The sequence below is a fragment of the Mameliella sp. LZ-28 genome (genome assembly GCF_012274245.1).
GTDB classification, from domain to species: Bacteria; Pseudomonadota; Alphaproteobacteria; order Rhodobacterales; family Rhodobacteraceae; genus Antarctobacter; species Antarctobacter albus.
In genome coordinates, this window is sequence record NZ_JAANYX010000006.1 from 36250 (window position 1) to 52681 (window position 16432).

At 65.2% G+C, this 16432-nt stretch carries 16 protein-coding genes and 1 tRNA gene; 7 read left to right on the forward strand and 10 right to left on the reverse strand.

From position 1 onward, the window contains the following. The first annotated feature begins 79 nt into the window (after positions 1-79). Entirely contained in the window at positions 80-793 is a 714-nt protein-coding gene (locus G9Q80_RS04095) for a phosphatase domain-containing protein (protein ID WP_069210128.1), read from the forward strand. 76 nt (positions 794-869) lie between these two features. Then, positions 870-2540 carry an ABC transporter ATP-binding protein gene (locus G9Q80_RS04100; RefSeq protein WP_088716607.1) on the forward strand — a complete coding sequence of 557 codons (1671 nt, stop codon included), beginning with the start codon at positions 870-872 and terminating at the stop codon, positions 2538-2540. Between the two features lie 31 nt (positions 2541-2571). On the opposite strand, the gene G9Q80_RS04105 is transcribed toward G9Q80_RS04100, so the two are convergent. Then, positions 2572-3249 (reverse strand): TIGR04283 family arsenosugar biosynthesis glycosyltransferase, encoded by a 678-nt coding sequence (locus G9Q80_RS04105; RefSeq protein WP_088716587.1) that lies wholly within the window; start codon positions 3247-3249, stop codon positions 2572-2574. A 60-nt stretch (positions 3250-3309) separates the two neighbouring features. Between G9Q80_RS04105 and ygfZ the strand changes: the two genes are divergently transcribed. After that, a complete protein-coding gene (gene ygfZ, locus G9Q80_RS04110) occupies positions 3310-4047 on the forward strand; it encodes a CAF17-like 4Fe-4S cluster assembly/insertion protein YgfZ (protein WP_088716586.1) in 738 nt (245 codons plus the stop codon). Beyond that, a complete protein-coding gene (locus G9Q80_RS04115; protein ID WP_088716585.1) occupies positions 4044-4844 on the forward strand; it encodes a fructosamine kinase family protein in 801 nt (266 codons plus the stop codon). The genes ygfZ and G9Q80_RS04115 overlap by 4 nt, the downstream gene beginning before the upstream one ends. Here G9Q80_RS04115 and G9Q80_RS04120 read toward each other — a convergent pair. Then, complete coding sequence (locus G9Q80_RS04120) at positions 4829-5305, reverse strand: GNAT family N-acetyltransferase (protein ID WP_088716584.1); 477 nt, start codon at positions 5303-5305, stop codon at positions 4829-4831. The genes G9Q80_RS04115 and G9Q80_RS04120 overlap by 16 nt on opposite strands. Before the next feature lie 93 nt (positions 5306-5398). Next, positions 5399-5962, reverse strand: a complete 564-nt coding sequence (efp, locus tag G9Q80_RS04125; RefSeq protein ID WP_043146278.1) for an elongation factor P — start codon at positions 5960-5962, stop codon at positions 5399-5401. Positions 5963-6177: 215 nt separating this feature from the next. Between efp and G9Q80_RS04130 the strand changes: the two genes are divergently transcribed. Further along, a complete protein-coding gene (locus tag G9Q80_RS04130) occupies positions 6178-6498 on the forward strand; it encodes a DUF6280 family protein (RefSeq protein ID WP_043146277.1) in 321 nt (106 codons plus the stop codon). Positions 6499-6615: 117 nt separating this feature from the next. On the opposite strand, the gene G9Q80_RS04135 is transcribed toward G9Q80_RS04130, so the two are convergent. From G9Q80_RS04135 to G9Q80_RS04145, 3 genes are all read right to left on the reverse strand, one after another. After that, complete coding sequence (locus tag G9Q80_RS04135) at positions 6616-7848, reverse strand: prolipoprotein diacylglyceryl transferase (protein ID WP_088716583.1); 1233 nt, start codon at positions 7846-7848, stop codon at positions 6616-6618. A gap of 73 nt (positions 7849-7921) precedes the next feature. Next, on the reverse strand, positions 7922-9283 hold the full coding sequence (locus G9Q80_RS04140; RefSeq protein WP_232788307.1) for a TolC family outer membrane protein: 1362 nt from the start codon (positions 9281-9283) through the stop codon (positions 7922-7924). 112 nt (positions 9284-9395) lie between these two features. Next, positions 9396-10049 carry a protein-L-isoaspartate O-methyltransferase family protein gene (locus tag G9Q80_RS04145; protein WP_043146272.1) on the reverse strand — a complete coding sequence of 218 codons (654 nt, stop codon included), beginning with the start codon at positions 10047-10049 and terminating at the stop codon, positions 9396-9398. A gap of 172 nt (positions 10050-10221) precedes the next feature. On the opposite strand from G9Q80_RS04145, the gene G9Q80_RS04150 reads away from it, so the two are divergent. Both G9Q80_RS04150 and G9Q80_RS04155 read left to right on the forward strand, forming a co-directional pair. Next, positions 10222-10295: transfer RNA gene (locus G9Q80_RS04150), tRNA-Cys, on the forward strand. A gap of 199 nt (positions 10296-10494) precedes the next feature. Continuing rightward, positions 10495-11466, forward strand: coding sequence for a formylglycine-generating enzyme family protein (locus tag G9Q80_RS04155; RefSeq protein ID WP_088716581.1), 972 nt, complete (start codon positions 10495-10497; stop codon positions 11464-11466). Between the two features lie 7 nt (positions 11467-11473). On the opposite strand, the gene G9Q80_RS04160 is transcribed toward G9Q80_RS04155, so the two are convergent. The 4 genes from G9Q80_RS04160 to G9Q80_RS04175 form a co-directional block, all read right to left on the reverse strand. Further along, positions 11474-11962, reverse strand: coding sequence for a hypothetical protein (locus G9Q80_RS04160; RefSeq protein ID WP_088716580.1), 489 nt, complete (start codon positions 11960-11962; stop codon positions 11474-11476). A 60-nt stretch (positions 11963-12022) separates the two neighbouring features. Next, positions 12023-14224 carry a catalase/peroxidase HPI gene (gene katG / locus G9Q80_RS04165; RefSeq protein WP_088716606.1) on the reverse strand — a complete coding sequence of 734 codons (2202 nt, stop codon included), beginning with the start codon at positions 14222-14224 and terminating at the stop codon, positions 12023-12025. Positions 14225-14320: 96 nt separating this feature from the next. After that, positions 14321-15892 (reverse strand): GMC family oxidoreductase, encoded by a 1572-nt coding sequence (locus G9Q80_RS04170; RefSeq protein ID WP_088716579.1) that lies wholly within the window; start codon positions 15890-15892, stop codon positions 14321-14323. 13 nt (positions 15893-15905) lie between these two features. Further along, entirely contained in the window at positions 15906-16430 is a 525-nt protein-coding gene (locus tag G9Q80_RS04175; protein WP_069210250.1) for a twin-arginine translocation signal domain-containing protein, read from the reverse strand. Between the last annotated feature and the right edge of the window lie 2 nt (positions 16431-16432).

The following is a 16432-nucleotide window of genomic DNA, read 5'->3' on the forward strand; positions in this document are numbered from 1 at the left end:
CGTCAATATCTGCCCTTGCTGGACAGGCCGCGGAATGCCGCGTAAACCGCGCGCCTGAACGTCGGGGATCCTATCGCGTATGCTGGCAAAACTCTGGAGCAGACTGGACGCGGCCGAACGCCGCCTGCGCCATTCCTTCGGGCGGGACATTTCGACCCCCTCGGCGCGGCGCTGGTCTTCCCTGCACTACAACCTCTTCGACCATGCCTTCCTGCGGGTGTTCTGGACCAACTTCTTCCAGATCGCGCCGGGGGTCTATCGCTCGAACCAGCCAACGCACCGGCGGTTCGAACGCTATGCCGCGATGGGGATCCGCACGGTGGTCAACCTGCGCGGAGAGGACAAGCACGCACATTACCTCTTTGAAAAGGAAAGCGTCGAAGCCCTTGGCATGACCCTGGTCAATGCCAAGCTCTGGGCGCGCGAAGCGGCCCCCCGCAAGAGGATCATCGGCGTCATCGACGCCCTGCGGGCGGCGGAACGGCCGATGATGTTCCACTGCAAGTCCGGCGCCGACCGGGCCGGGTTCGTGGCCGCCATGTACTTGCTGGTCTTCGAGAACGCCCCCATCGCCGCAGCCAAGAAACAGCTTGGCCTCCGCTACATGCATCTGGATTTCACCAAGACCGGGGTGCAGGACTATGTTCTGCGGGTCTTCGAGGCGCGTCAGGAGCTCGGCGAAATCGGCTTCGAGGACTGGATCAGGACCGAGTACCAGGCCAAGGCGATCCAGTCCGCGTGGGAGGCACGCCGCCCCGAAATTGACTGCGCGCGGGAGTTGATGGGTGGCTAGGCCAAAGGGCGAACCCAACCGAAAGGGCCTGTTTCTCTGGCTCTGGCGGCGCTACCTGAAACGCTATGCCGGGCTGATGGCGCTGGCGATGGTCTTCATGTCCATCGAGGGCAGCATGTTCGGCCTGCTCAGCTACATGATGAAGCCGATGTTCGACGATGTCTTTGTCGGCGGCAATTCGGATGCGCTGGTCTGGGTCGGGCTGGCGGTCATGACGATCTTTTTCGTGCGGGCCTTGACCAGCGTGATGCAGAAGGTGCTGCTGACGCGGGTCTCCCAGATGTCGATGGGCGACATTCGGCAGGACCTGCTGGAACACCTGATGCGGCTGGACCCCGGCTTTCACCAGGACCACGGCCCCGGCTACCTGATCCAGCGGGTCGAAGGCGACGTGAACGCGATTGCCAAGGTCTGGAACACGCTTGTCACCGGCGCCGGGCGTGACGTCGTCGCGCTGATCTCTCTTTTCGGCGTGGCGCTGGCGATCGACTGGCGCTGGACGCTTGTGGCCTTGATCGGCGCGCCGCTGCTGGTCTTTCCCTCGGTGTTGTTGCAGCGTTTCGTGCGCGGCAACGCGCGCGAGGTCCGCGATATCGCCGCGCGCCTGTCGACCCGCCTGAACGAGGTCTTTCACGGCATCACCCCGGTCAAGCTCAACCGGCTGGAAGGCTGGATGGCCGGGAAATACCGCCACCTGACACGGGCCCGCATCCGGGCCGAGACGCGCAGCGCCGCCGGGCAGGCCTCGCTGCCCGGGTTGATCGACCTGATGTCGGGGATCGGCTTTGTCGGCGTGCTCTGGTTCGGCGGCGGAGAGATCCTGGCCGGCGAAAAGACCGTGGGCGATTTCATGGCCTTCTTTACCGCCATCGGGCTGGCCTTTGAACCGCTGCGCCGGCTGGGCGCCGTGTCCGGCGTCTGGCAGGTGGCCGCGGCCTCGATCGAGCGGATCATCGAGATGCTGGAAACGCGGCCCGCCATGCGTGATCCGGACAGCCCCCTGCCCCCGCCCGAGGGCGTCCCCGGGATCAGCCTGCGGGACGTCGACCTCAGCTATGGCGAGGCACAGGTCCTGCGCGGCCTGACGCTTGAAGCGGCACCGGGACAGACCACGGCGCTGGTCGGTGCCTCCGGCGCGGGGAAATCGACGGTCTTCAACCTGCTGACCCGCATGGCCGACCCGCAGGCGGGCACGGTGGACATCGGGGGCGTGCCGGTGTCCGCGCTGCGGCTGGACGATCTGCGCGGCATGATCTCTGTCGTCAGCCAGGAGGCGCTGCTCTTTGACGAAAGCCTGCGCGACAACATCGTGCTGGACCGCGAGGTGCCAGAGGCAGAGCTGCAACAGGCGCTGGACGCAGCCCATGTCTCGGACTTCCTGCCCCGGCTGGAGGCGGGCCTGGACACGCAGGTCGGCACGCGTGGCTCTCGCCTGTCCGGTGGTCAACGGCAGCGTGTCGCCATTGCCCGGGCACTGTTGCGTGACACGCCCGTGCTGCTTCTGGACGAGGCGACCAGCGCGCTGGACGCCCAGTCCGAGGCGGTGGTGCAGGCGGCCCTGGAACGCCTGTCCCAGGGCAGGACGACGCTGGTGATCGCACACCGCCTGTCAACCGTGCGGAATGCCGACCGGATCGTCGTCATGGACGCCGGCAAGGTCGTCGAGACCGGCACCCATGATGAGTTGATCGTCCGGGGCGGGGCCTATGCCGATCTATACCGTTTGCAGTTCGACGAAGCCGAGTGATCCTGGCTGTCTTGACCGAGGGATCCGGCGCTCAGCGCCGGTAGCGGCGGGCCAGGGCGGACACGTCTGCCCCTGCGAAATAGCGCGCCAGCGTGACAAGGTTGCGCGCCCCGCGCCGCAGCCAGCCGTGGCGGCGGTACTTGTCCGCCGAGGTCACGGCGGTCGCCGGCAGGCCGCGCAGGCGGGTTTTCAGACGCCGTGCCAACGCCACGTCCTCCATCAGGGCCAGGTCCGGATAGCCGCCGACATCCTCCAGCACCTCGCGGTGAATCAGCAACCCCTGGTCGCCGTAGGGCAGGTGAAACAGCCGCGACCGCAGGTTGGCCCAGCCCGCCACCCAGAACGGCATCACCCCCCGAGCATCAAAGCGCAACCGGAAGTGCCAGGCGCCTGGTTGGGTCAGGACAGGCAGAACCGCCTGCGTCCATCCCTCGGCCAGGTGGGTATCGGCATGAAGCACAAGCAGCCAGTCGCCCTCTGTCGCGGCGATTCCGCGCCTGACCTGCCCCCCGCGCGAGGGCGGGCCGGTCACGACCCGCGCACCCGCCTGCCCCGCGATCTGCAACGTCGCATCGCGCGAGCCGCCATCGCTGATGACCAGTTCGCGGATCAGCCCCGCCTGCAGCCCCTCTCCGAGGCTGCCCAGACAGGCCGGCAGGCCGCCCTCGGCGTCGAGGGTGGGGATCACAATGGAAATCGGTGCACGCATTGGCCTGTTCGCTTGTTGCCTGGGCGCCTATATGCGACCCAAAGGCAAAAGGAAAAGCGAATGGCAGACGAAAAGCGAAAGGTCCTGCGGGTACGCGGCGCCGAGGCACGCGACTTCCTTCAGGGCTTGGTGACAAATGACGTCTCCGGGCTGGACCGGGGGCTGGTCTATACCGCCCTGCTGACACCGCAGGGCAAGTACCTGGCCGATTTCTTCATGGTGCCCGAGGGCGAGAATGTGCTGCTGGACCTCGACGCGGAACTGGCGCCATCGGTGCTGCAACGGCTGACCATGTACAAGCTGCGCCGCCCGCTGGAGATCGAGGAAACCGACCTCTGCGTCAGCCGGGGCACAGGAGAGCCGCCGGAGGGCGCCTTTGCCGATCCCCGCCACGCCTCTCTGGGTTGGCGCGGCTACGCCGGGCAGACGGGCGAGTCGGCGGACTGGGAGGCCCTGCGCGTGGCCGCCTGTGTCCCGGAAACCGGGGTCGAACTGACGCCCGACACCTTCATCCTCGAGGCCGGGTTCGAACGGCTGCACGGGGTCGATTTCCGCAAGGGCTGTTTCGTGGGCCAGGAAGTGACCGCGCGGATGAAACACAAGACCGAGCTGCGCAAGGGTCTGGTCACGGTCGAGGTCGAGGGCAACGCGCCCGTGGGCACCGAGATCATGGCCGGTGAAAAACCGGCGGGCACGCTCTACACCCAGGCCGAGGGACGCGGCATCGCCTACCTGCGGTTCGACCGGGCCAAGGAGGACATGCGGGCCGGGGATGCCGTGGTGCGCATGGTGTCATGACCTGGCAGGCCCGCATCGCCAAGGCGCTGGGGGCCCCCGTTTCCGACGCCCGCCCCTTGCAGGGCGGCGACCTCTCGCAGGTGTTCCGGGTCGAACTGGCGGATGGCCGCCGGGTTGCGGTCAAGCTGGGCACGCTGGTGGGAACAGAAGCGCGGATGCTGGCCGCCATGCAGGCCAGTGGCGCGGCAGTGCCCAAGGTGATCTGGTCCTGCGACGGTCTGCTATGCCTTGAATGGCTGGACGAAACGCGGCCCTCGCCAGACGGGTGGCAAGCCCTGGGCGAAACGCTGGCCCGGCTGCACGCGGTCCGGGGGCCTCGCTATGGCTGGGACGCGGACCATGCCTTTGGCCGGGTGCGGATCGCAAATGCGCCTTGCGACAGCTGGCCGGATTTCTGGGCCGACCGTCGGCTGATGCCCTTCGTCCCCGATCTGCCCGTCCCGCTGGCGCGACGTATCGAGGCGCTGGCGCTGCGCCTGCCCGAACATCTGCCCGCATCCCCTGCCCCGGCGCTTTTGCATGGCGATCTATGGACCGGCAACGCGCTTTTCTCGGGCGATCAAGCCTACCTGATCGACCCCGCCTGCTATCACGGCCACGACGAGGTCGACCTCGCCATGCTGGAACTTTTCGGCCGGCCCGACGCGGGTTTCTGGGCCGGATACCACGCTTGCGACCCGGGACGCGAGGCACGCCGCCCCGTCTACCAGTTGTGGCCAGCACTGGTTCACCTGTCCCTGTTCGGCGCGGGCTATCGCGGCCTGGTCGAAGGCTTGCTGGATCAGCTTGGCGCCTGAAGCGGCTTTTCGAAGACCTGCACCGCCAACCGCGCCCCGGCACCCTGCATCATCGCGGCACTGGCCTGGTTGAAGGCATGCACGCGGGTCATCCACGAGGTACAGCCCAGCGCCGAACTTTCAGCCTCGAACCGGGCAATCAGGCGACGGGCCAACCCGCGATGCCGCCAGATCGGCGCAACGTAGATATGATCCAGAACGGCCATCTTGCGGGCCTTTTCCAGTGCCGTCGCCGGCTGGTCGATCACCTGCCACAGCAGGTAGGCCCGCGCCACGCCTTCGGTCCGATAGACCAGCGCGCGGGCGCCTTCGGCCATCCTCTCCGCCAGAAAGCCCTGCAGGTCCTCCTGCGGTCCCTCGGTGTGGAATCGCTCCGGCACATCGTCGGCGTGGTGGGCGTTGAGCGAAAACAGCATCTCCGCCAATGCGGGAATGTCGCGATCAGTTGCAGTGTCGATCATGAAAAAGGCCTCCTGGCGTTGCGCCGGAGGCCCTTTCGTCAATGATTTTTCACCCCCGGCAATTACGGGGGTATGTGCGCGCGGGCCCCGAGGTCAGGCGCGCTCGGAATATTCCATCGTTTCGGTGTTCACGACGATGTCCTCGTCCTGCGCCACGAAGGGCGGCACCGTGATGCGCACGCCGTTGTCCAGCACGGCGGGCTTGAAGCTGTTGGCCGCAGTCTGACCTTTGACCACCGGCTCTGTCTCGGCGATCTTGCAGACCACCTTTTGCGGCAGCGTCGCGTTCAGCGCCTCGGTGTCGTAGAATTCCACGACGATGGTCATGCCGTCCTGCAGGAAGGGGCGGCGTTCGCCGAGGATGTCCGCGGGCAGTTCGACCTGGTCGAATGTCTCGGTGTCCATGAAGGTCAGCATGCCGTCGCTCTCGTAGAGGAACTGCATGTCCTTCTGTTCCAGGCGCACGCGTTCGACCTTGTCGGCGCTGCGGAAGCGTTCGTTCAGCTTGGACCCGTTGCGCAGGTTCTTCATCTCGACCTGGGCAAAGGCGCCGCCCTTGCCGGGCTTGACGTGGTCGACCTTGACCGCGACCCAGAGACCGTCGTTGTGTTCCAGCACGTTGCCGGGGCGGATTTCGTTACCGTTGATCTTGGGCATGGTCAGAACCGTGGCAAAAGGTTGATGATAAGTTGACGGTTCCTATATCTGGCCTGTTAGCGTCTGGCAAGGCAACGTATGTCGTGCTGCACACGCAGAAAGCCATGCACCAAGCGCATGGTAGCTATGCTAAATCGGGGTATCCGAATCGGAACGAATGGTCCATAACCCCCGTTACGCCAGAAAACACAAGAGCAATAATCAAAGGTCGAAACATGAAGGATTTCGTTGACAGCACCGCGTTCAACGCTGAGCAAGGCAACCGCGCCCGCAAGCTGTTCGCCGCCGTGGTGCTGGCTGCCCTGGACGATGCAATCGCCGACGACAAGAAGTACGGCAATGGCCCCGAACAGATCGCCCGCTGGGCGCGCTCGCGCGATGGTCGCGAAGTGCTGTCCTGCGCCGGGATCGACCCCAATGAGCGTGTGGTTTCGGGACTGATGGAATTCGTGGGCAAGGGTGTACGCACCTCGGTTGCCCTGTCGCGTGAAGAAAGCGAGCGCCGCCATGCGGCGCAGCAGGCCGAAGCCGCCTGATCCAAGACCATTCGAAGACCTATGAACTGACGCGCCCTTCAAAGGGCGCGTTTTTTCATGGCATCATGGATGACGTGGCGTGAACCTGCGAAAGCGTCAGCGGCCCTTACGTCGGGCTCAGTCGAAGTCCTGGTTCATCATGACGCGGTGAATTTCGCGCCTCACCAGTTTGCGCACGTTGCGGGTGATCCGCTCTCCAAGTGCGCCCTGCAATTCCCGCCGAACGATATCGGCAACCATGCCTTGCAGTGCTTCTTCGCTCAATTCCGCCACGGCGGTGTGTTCCGGCGCCTCGGCCAGCGGATTGTCGGCGCGAGGCGCGTCGGTCTCACTCACAGGCGCTGCCGACGGCTCTTCCGGTTCGTGATCTTCCCAGTCCAGCGTCTCTGCCGTTTCCGCATGGCGGACAAAGGCGGGTTTTGCATGCAGGGCCTCCGGTTCCGGCGTGTCGGACGCCGTCTCTGACGGATCAGCTGATACAAGCCCGTCCTCGGGTTCCGGCTCCTGCGTTTCTCTCTCGATCGTTTCGCCAAGCTGTTCCGTGACGGTCTCCAGCGCGGCGGCAGCCACCAGCTCTTCGATCACATCATCGCTGTCCGGCGACTCTCCCTCGTCGGATCCGGGGGCGAAAATGCCATCCTCGATCGCGACTTCCTCATCAGACGGATCGTCACCGGATGCCGGTGTCCAGTCCTGCGACTGGCGCTGAAGCATCGCTTCCAGCGTGGCGATCTTGGTTTCAAGCGTATCCTCGACGACTTCCGCCTCTTCGCCGGCAAGGACCTCGTCCAGGTCCAGCGGTTCGCCGTCTTCGGTCCAGTCGGCGTAATCGGCGGCAAGGCCGGGTGCCTCCCCTGTCTTGACGGGGTCGTCGTGATCGAGAAGATCGGTCAGGCTGGACCGCAACGCGGCGATCTGTTCGGCCTCTGCCAAGTCTTCGGGCACCGGGTCCTCTGGCAGATCGAGCGGGACTGCCGCGCCCTCATCGTCGGGCAGCAGGTCGCCGTCAGACGCAGGCGCGGTATCGACCGGCTCTGCAATGCGGGTCTCTGTCCAGTCGGCAACTTCCGGCAGGTCCCGGACGGCATCACCCTGCCCAAGGACAAGGGTCGCCACGGGCGCGGGCGGTTCATCCTGGGCTTCAGGCAGATCCGTGACATCCGTCAGCATCATCGGCGCATCTGGCTGATGATCTTCTTCATCCTCCGGCACGCGCAGCGCCGGCGACAAAACCAGCCGCTCTGCCGCCTGCGGCGGGGCGCCCCGGCGCGGGCGCCCTTCTTCGGACACCAAGCGGCGGATCGAGGACAGCACGTCCTCTATTTCGACGTTCGTTACGGAATTCGACATTGTTCCTGCCACTCTTGCCTCGGGCCAGAGTGTACCTGCAAAGCGGGATCGCGCACAACAGATGCGAAAAAAACTACTCTTTTCCCAGAGCCTTCAGGACACGGTCCAGCTCGGCCCCCTGTTTCGACCGATTGCGCGGCGCTTTCTTGACCAGGTTGTAATAAGCCGATGGATCGAACGAAGGCACATCCAGGTGCAGCGCCTCGGCGGTCAGCAGACCCAGAGACGACAGCACCTGGTACGAGGCGATGGCCTCGTCCACCTGTGCGCCGACAAGGCTGGCGCGGGCATCGAGCAATTCCTGTTCGGCGTCCAGCACGTCCAGCGTGGTTCGCGCGCCCAGCTTGGCCTCTTCCCGAACGCCCCGGAAGGCAACGGTGGCCGCACGCACCTGCTCCTCGAACGAGGTCCGGTTGGCACGGGCGACGCGCAGGTTGGCATAGGCCTGACCGACGTTCTGCTCGATTTCCGCCAGCACAACATGCAGCCGCCCCCGCTGTGCATCGCGGTTTGCCACGGCCTGGCGTTCCGAAGAATCAAGCGCACCGCCGGAATAGATCGGACCGCTGGCGCCCAGCGTGATCGACCCACCGCGCGAATAGGCGGAGTTGTCAAAGTTTTCAGTCACCCCGTAGCTGCCTTCAAGGCTCACGGTCGGTTTCTTGGCGCCCTTGGCAATCAGGATGGCCAGTTCCGCCGCAGTGACCGCGTGCTGTTGGGAAATCAGTTCCGGATGCTGGTAAAGCGCCTGCTTCTTCGCCTCTGCCACACTGGCGGGCAGCTTTGGCAGGGAACGCGGGTTCACCAGGTTGCGCGGCTTGACCCCGACGGCTGCGAGGTACTCCTCGCCCGCGACGATCAGGTCACCCTGCGCGGCCGCCAGCGCGGCGCGCGCCTGGGCCAGGCGCGCCTCGGCCAGGGCGACATCGGTCCGCGTCACTTCCCCAACTTCGAACCGGTCGCGCGCGGCGCGCAATTCCTGCTGGATGACCCGCACGTTGTTTTCGCGCAGCGCCGTGGTTTCGGCAAAGCGGCGGATGTTCATGAAGGCAGCGGCAGCACGCAAGAGCACCTGCTGCTCGATCGCGACCAGTTGCGCCCGCGTGGCCAGCACCTGCTCCTTGGCCGCGTCCAGCCCCAGCTTGTTGCGGCCGCCGGCATAAAGCACGATCTCGGCGATCAGGTTGATGCTGGCGGTCTGGTTGACCCGCCCGTTTTCCACGAAGATCCCGAAGGTATTGGTGCCGCCGCTATAACCGTATTCGCGACGGATGTTCCCGGTCCAGCGCAGCACCGGGCGCAGTTCGGCCAGTGCCTGGGCCACATCCTCGTCCGCGGCGCGCAGGGTGGCGCGGTTCTGGTCCAGCAATCCACTGTTCATGTAGGCCGCGGTCAGAGCCTCGGCGAGGGTTTCCGACCAGGAGGGTGCCGCCATTGCCGCGACAAGCGCGATGCCGGCAGCCCCCCGAATGCATGTTCTGCGAATCCTGCCCAGCACCGCTATCCCCACTGTCCCGACTACCCCGGCCTGTTTCATCCGCCCCGAACTAGAGAGCGAATTCGGCCTTTTTCTCAAAACCCTGAATGACCGGCGCCGTGCCGTTGAAAGCAAAGCGCCAGTTGATGTGACCGTCCAGCTTGTGCCCGATCTTCACCGTGCCCAAGGCGTTTTCCATGAAGATGACCGCGATGCGCCCACCATCCTTGAGTTGCGCCTCCAACCCTTCGGGCAGGACTTCGACACCGCCTTCGATCACGATGGCGTCGTAGGGCCCGTGTTCCGCCGCGCCTTCGGTCAGGGCGCCGGCCTGCAGCACGACGTTGTCCGCGTGATGTTCCGTCAGCAGCGCCTGCGCCTCGTCCACCAGGCTTTCATCCTCTTCGACCGCGACCACGGCCTCGGCGATATGGGCGATGACCGCAGAGGAATATCCATAGCCTGCACCGATATCCAGAACGAGGTCCGCGTTGGTCAGGTTCAGCGCATCCAGGATCTTGGCGAAAACCCGCGGATCCAGCAGGACGCGCCCTTCTCCGAGGTCCACATGCTCGCTGGCATAGGCGGCCTCGATGCGGTCACTGGGCACGAAGGCCTCACGCGGAACGCTCAGCATCGCGTCGATGATCGGAAATTCCGTGACGTCCGACGGGCGTACCTGTGTGTCGACCATCATCCGGCGGCGGGTGGCGAAGTCAGTCATGCACTAAACTCTTTCGTTCAGAAGCTTGATACAGGTTGTGCCACAACTGCCCTGAAGCGGCAATGACCCAAGCCACCAAACTTTGCGAATGTGACCGCATGACCCGCCGCACGATAGATCGAGATATCTGCTTGACGGCCACGCGCGTTCCGCCTAATCAGGCGGCCACTCTGGCGAGTTGGCGGAGTGGTGACGCAGCGGATTGCAAATCCGTGTACACCGGTTCGATTCCGGTACTCGCCTCCAAATTCCCTGAAACCTCGGAACACCACGACCTCACCTTGCCGAGTGGGTCGCCTCTTCTGGGCCAGCCCCCCGCCGGGCACCTCGACAATCCCTATCTGCGCCTTGACCCTCGCGCGATTCCCAAACGGCCCGTGTGGCGCGCCCCTCCGCGTTGCTGTAGAAGAGGGTCAATCATCCAGACCTTCGCTGTGGGATCGTGATGCCTGACGCCAAGACCTGCTGCTCTGTGCCCTCCAGCGCCGACCTGCCAGAGGCGGATCGGGTTTTCTTGGAACAAGCTGAGGCAATCCCCCCTGCCCCGCCCGGCATCCGGGCCGAGCTGCGGTCCATCCTCGTGTCCGTCCCGGGCGGCATCTTCGAGATGGGGGCGCGAAAGTCACGCTTTCCCGATGACCGGGACAGCCCCCGCCGCAAGGTGCGGGTCTCGGGCTTTCTGCTGTCGCCCACGACGGTGACAAACGCGGAGTTTGGTCGCTTTGTCGTCGCGACGGGCTATCGCACCGTGGCCGAGCAGGAAGGATGGACATACGTCTTTCACAGCTTACTGGAAGACCCGGCCCGTCATCCCGATCATCCCCCCGGTCTGTCCTGGTGGCGCAAGGTCGATGGTGCTTCCTGGGCGGCCCCAACAGGACCGGGATCGGGCCTCGACGGGCTTGAGGATCACCCGGTCGTGCATATCGCCTGGTATGATGCGCTGGCCTATGCCCACTGGGGCGGGCTGCGCCTGCCGCGTGAGGCGGAATGGGAACGCGCCGCCCGCGGTGGGCTGGCCCGGATGAAATTCCCCTGGGGCAATGCGCTTATTCCTCCAGAGGGGTTTGCCATGAACACATGGCAGGGGCGGTTCCCGGATGAGAACACTGCCGATGACGGATATGTCGCCACGGCCCCCGTCACCGCCTACAGGCCGAACGGCTACGGCCTTTTCAACATGTGCGGAAATGTCTGGGAATGGGTGGCAGACCGGTTCGGCCCCTTGCCTGAACCCGGTAGGCTTCCGGCGCGCGACCCGACCGGGGCTGAAACGGGCCTTGCCCGGGTTCAGCGCGGCGGCTCTTACCTCTGCCACGAAAGCTATTGTGACCGCTACCACGTCCATTCCCGCACGCGGAACGATCCCGACAGCACGACTGGGAATTGCGGGTTCCGCGTGGCGGCGGACCTGTGATGCGCGACTAGCTCTGTTCCAGTCCCAGGAGTTCAGTCAACCGCCGGGCAAGATCCTTTTCGGACATGGTCCCGCCGATCTCCTGGTTGTCCAGGACCCCGATTGCGGCACGCATCTCATCGTCGATGGGTGAGAAAAACCCGTTTTCCGAGGTCGCAAGGACAAAGCGGCGCGCAAAGGAATTGCCCCGGATCTCTCCCAGCATCTGCAATTGGCGCCCGTTGGACTTGTCCGCGAGGACGACGCGGTTGTTGAGACTGACCTTGACGTAGGGCTCTGGCAGCTCGCTTTTCGAGGGTGCCTTGAGATCGTGGATCATCAAGCCCTCGGGCTTTGGCTCTTCACGCCGGCGCGCCTGGTCCTGCTTCATCTTGGTAAAGCCGCCGTTGCTGATCGTATCGGCCAACCGCCGGATGGTGCCGGCGTTGTCCTGCAACAGCTTCCGGGCCTTGACGTCCTCGGGGCGTGGGCCGTCGCGCTTTGAAAAGATGTCCATCCCTGTTCCTCCCTTGAGAATGGGGAACCCGCGACTTGCGGATCCCCCTGTTGCGCTGCCTCAGACCAGGTCGAAGCGATCCGCGTTCATGACCTTGACCCAGGCGGCGATGAAATCGCTGACGAAATGATCTTCGTTGCGGCCACTGGCGTAGTATTCGCTGAGCGCCCGCAACTGCGAGTTCGAGCCAAAGACAAGATCCACCCGCGACCCGGACCATTTCTTCGCGCCGCTTGTCCGGTCGCAGCCTTCGAACAGCCGCTCGGATGCATCCACGGGCAGCCACTCGGTGTTCATGTCCAGGATGTTGCGGAAGAAATCGTTACCCAGAACGCCCGGGCGGTCGGTCAACACGCCGGTGGCCGAGGATTGATAGGTCGCGCCAAGGACGCGCAAGCCGCCGACAAGCACCGTCATTTCCGGCGCGCTCAGGCCCAACAGTTGCGCCTTGTCCACCAGAAGCGCCTCCGCCGGGTAGGTAAAGGCGGTCTTCTCGTAGTTGCGGAACCCGTCCGTGGCCGGTTCCATCGGCTCAAAGGACGCGGCGTCGGTCTGGTCTGCGCTGGCATCTGTGCGCCCCGGGGTAAAGGGCACCCGAACATCGCGGCCGCCGTCACGGGCTGCCTTTTCGATGGCGGCGGACCCGCCCAGCACGATCAGATCGGCGAGCGAAACCCTCTTGCCCCCCGAAGCATCGCGATTGAAGGCGCTGCGAATGCCCTCGAGCACCTCCAGCACCTGGGCCAGCCGCGCCGGCTCGTTTGCCTCCCAATCCTTTTGCGGGGCAAGGCGGATGCGGGCACCATTGGCGCCGCCGCGCTTGTCCGAGCGCCGGAAGGTCGAGGCCGAGGCCCAGGCCGTCCAGACCAGATCGGCCACCGACAGGCCGGACGCCAGGATCTGTTCCTTGAGGCGCGCGGTGTCATCGCAATCGATCAGCGCGTGATCGACCGGCGGCACCGGGTCCTGCCAGATCAGCTCTTCGTCGGGCACCTCCTTGCCCAGGTAGCAGGCCTTCGGCCCCATGTCGCGGTGGGTCAGCTTGAACCAGGCCCGGGCAAAGGCCTCGGCGAATTCATCCGGGTTCTCGTGGAACCGCTTCGAGATCGGGCCATAGATCGGGTCCATGCGCATGGCCATGTCGGCGGTGGTCATCATGACCGGCACCTTGGCGACAGAGGCATCGACCTGCGGAGCGTGATCCTCGTCCGCCAGCCCCTTGGCGTGCCAGATATGGGCACCTGCCGGGCTTTTCGTCAGCTCCCAGTCGTAGCCGAAGAGCACGTCGAAATAGCCATTGTCCCATTGCGTCGGGTTCGCCGTCCAAGGTCCCTCGATGCCCGAGGTCGTGGTGTCCACGCCCTTGCCGCTCTTGTGCGCGTTCTTCCAGCCAAAGCCCATTTCCTGCAGGGCGGCGGCCTCCGGCTCGGCGCCCACAAGTGCCGGATCCCCTGCGCCATGAGCCTTGCCAAACGTATGCCCGCCCGCGACCAGCGCCACGGTTTCCTCGTCGTTCATCGCCATCCGGCCGAATGTCTCGCGGATGTCGCGGCCCGAGGCGAGCGGATCGGGGTTGCCGTTCGGCCCTTCGGGGTTGACGTAGATCAGGCCCATCTGCACGGCGGCCAGCGGGTTGGCCAGGTCGCGGTCGCCGGAATAGCGCCGGTCGCCCAGCCATTCGGTTTCCGTCCCCCAGAAAATGTCCTCTTCGGGCGCCCAGACATCCTCACGCCCGCCGGCGAAGCCGAAGGTGCGGCCGCCCATGCTTTCGATGGCGACGTTTCCGGCCAGGATCATCAGGTCGGCCCAGGAAATGGCGTTGCCGTATTTCTCCTTGATCGGCCACAGCAGGCGGCGCGCCTTATCCAGGTTGCCGTTGTCGGGCCAGGAGTTCAGCGGCGCAAATCGCTGTGTCCCTGTCGAGGCACCGCCGCGCCCGTCCGCGGTGCGATAGGTGCCCGCGCTGTGCCAGGCCATTCGGATGAAGAACGGACCGTAGTGACCGTAGTCAGCGGGCCACCAGTCCTTGCTGTCGGTCATCAGCGCGGTCAGGTCCGCCTTGACCGCGTCCAGATCCAGGGCCTTGAACGCCTCGGCATAGTCAAAGCCATCGGGCGCCGGATCGGCCACGGGCTGATGCTGGTGCAGGATCGCCAGGTTGAGCTGGTTCGGCCACCATTCCCTGTTTCCGGTCCCCGCCACGTTGGTTGCCCCGTGCATCACGGGGCACTGCCCCGCCTGACGCATGTCGTTTCCGTCCATCATTGTCTCCCTCGTTCGGAATTCTGTTGGTTTCTTGCCCCCGCGATCCGGGGGACCTGGGGGCGGCCCACACGCGGCGGGCCGCCGAAAGCGTGATCAGATGTTCTGTCGGCTCATCTCCGCGGCGATGAAATCCGCCTGTCGGATCGCCAGCGCCACGATGGTCAGCGTCGGGTTTTCCGCCGCGCCGGTGGTGAACTGGCTGCCGTCAGAGACAAAGAGATTGGCAATGTCATGCGACTGGCCATGCGCGTTCACGACCCCGTCCTGCGCATTTGCCGACATGCGGTTGGTGCCCAGGTTGTGCGTCGACGGATAGGGCGGCGTCGGGAAGACCCGCGTCGCGCCCACCGCATCATAGATCGCCATGCCCTGCTTGTAGGCATGGTCGCGCATGGCGATGTCGTTGGGGTGGTCGTCGAAATGCACGTTGACCACCGGCAGGCCATGCGCGTCCTTCACATCGCTGTTCAGGGTCACGCGGTTGGTTTCCTGCGGCATGTCCTCGCCCACGATCCACATGCCGGCCATGTTCTCGTAGTGGTCCAGCGCAGTGGTGAACTCGCGTCCCCAGGCGCCCGGATCGAGGAAGGCCGCCATGAAGGGCAGGCCCAGCGCCAGCGTCTCCAGCTCGTACCCGCCGACGAACCCGCGCGAGGGATCGTGCCGGGCCTCATCCTGGATGATCCCCGCCATCGTTGTGCCCCGCCACATGCGCACCGGCTGGTCGAAGACCGCGTAGACCGACCCGGTGGTGTGGCGCATGTAGTTGCGCCCCACCTGGCCCGAGCTGTTGGCCAGCCCGTCCGGGAACATCGAAGAGGCCGAGTTCAGCAGCAGCCGCGGGCTCTCGAAGGAGTTGCCCGCGACGCAGACCACCCGCGCCTTCTGCAGCTGAAGGTTGCCATCCGCGTCGAAATACTCGACCCCGGTCACCTTGCCGTCCGCATCGTGCAGGATGCGCGCGGCGTGGCAATTCTCGCGCACTTCGAGGTATCCGGTCGCCTCGCCGCGCGGGATGTCGGTATAGGCCGCCGACCACTTGGCGCCCCACTTGCAGCCCTGGAAACAGAACCCGGTCTGCTGGCAGGCCATGCGGCCGTCGTTGTCGGCCGAGTTGATCGCCATGCGCCCGGTGTGGACCTCTTCGTAGCCCAGCGCCCGCGCACCCTTTTCGAAGACCTTGAAGTTGTTGTTGCCCGGCAGGCCCGCGCGACCATTGGTGCGGGTCACGCCCAGCTTGTCCTCGGCCTTGGTGTAATAGTCGTCCATCTCGCGCGGGTCGATCGGCCAGTCCAGCAGGTTGGCGCCCGCGACCTCGCCATAGGTGGTTTTTGCCTTCCACTCATGGTCCTGGAACCGCAGGCTGGCCCCCGCCCAATGGGTCGTGGTGCCGCCGACCGCCTTGACGATCCATGCGGGCAAGCCGCTGAAATCCTTGGCCACCCGCCAGTCACCGGAAGTCGTGCGCGGATCGGTCCAGGCCAGCTGGCCAAAGCTGTCCCACTCGTCGTTGATGTAATCGTCCGGCAGATAGCGCCCGCCCGCCTCCAGCGCGACGACGGATACGCCCTTCTGGGCCAGTTCATTGGCCAGGACACCGCCGCCCGCGCCGGTCCCGATGATGACGACGACCCCGTCGTCTGTCAGGTCAAATGGTGCAGTCATTGCTCTTGCCCCCTCAAAGCCAGTTGATGTCGTCGAAACCGCGATACAGGTAACCGCCTTCGGAGTAGCTCTCGCCCTCGTAGCCGAAGATCGGCCAGACGGCCTTCTGGTTATAAAGCCCGGTCACCAGGCCGCCCCGGACCTGCTGGAAAAAGGCGCTGTCCTCGATGCCACGCAGCACCGCGACTCGGTCACGTTCCCAGCCGATATCGAGGTATCCGGCATGCCCGGTTTCGCGCGCCGCCTCGTTCAGCATGGCGACACCGGCCTCGATGGCCGGGGCGGCCTCGGCGGTGTCGTAGCCCTTGACCGCCAAGGCGTAGAACCGATCCGCCACCTGGTCGTGCGGGTAGATGTCCCGCGCCATCTGGATCAGCACCGCCATTGTCCCGGGCGCCAGGTGGTCCACCTCCATCGCCCAGTTCTCGGCCTCTGCCCGACCGGCGACAAAGCCCGCGCCGATGGCAAAGCTGGCGCCGAGCGCCGCGCTTTGCGACAGCAACTGGCGGCGTGTCAGGGTTTTCATTGTGTTGGACATCG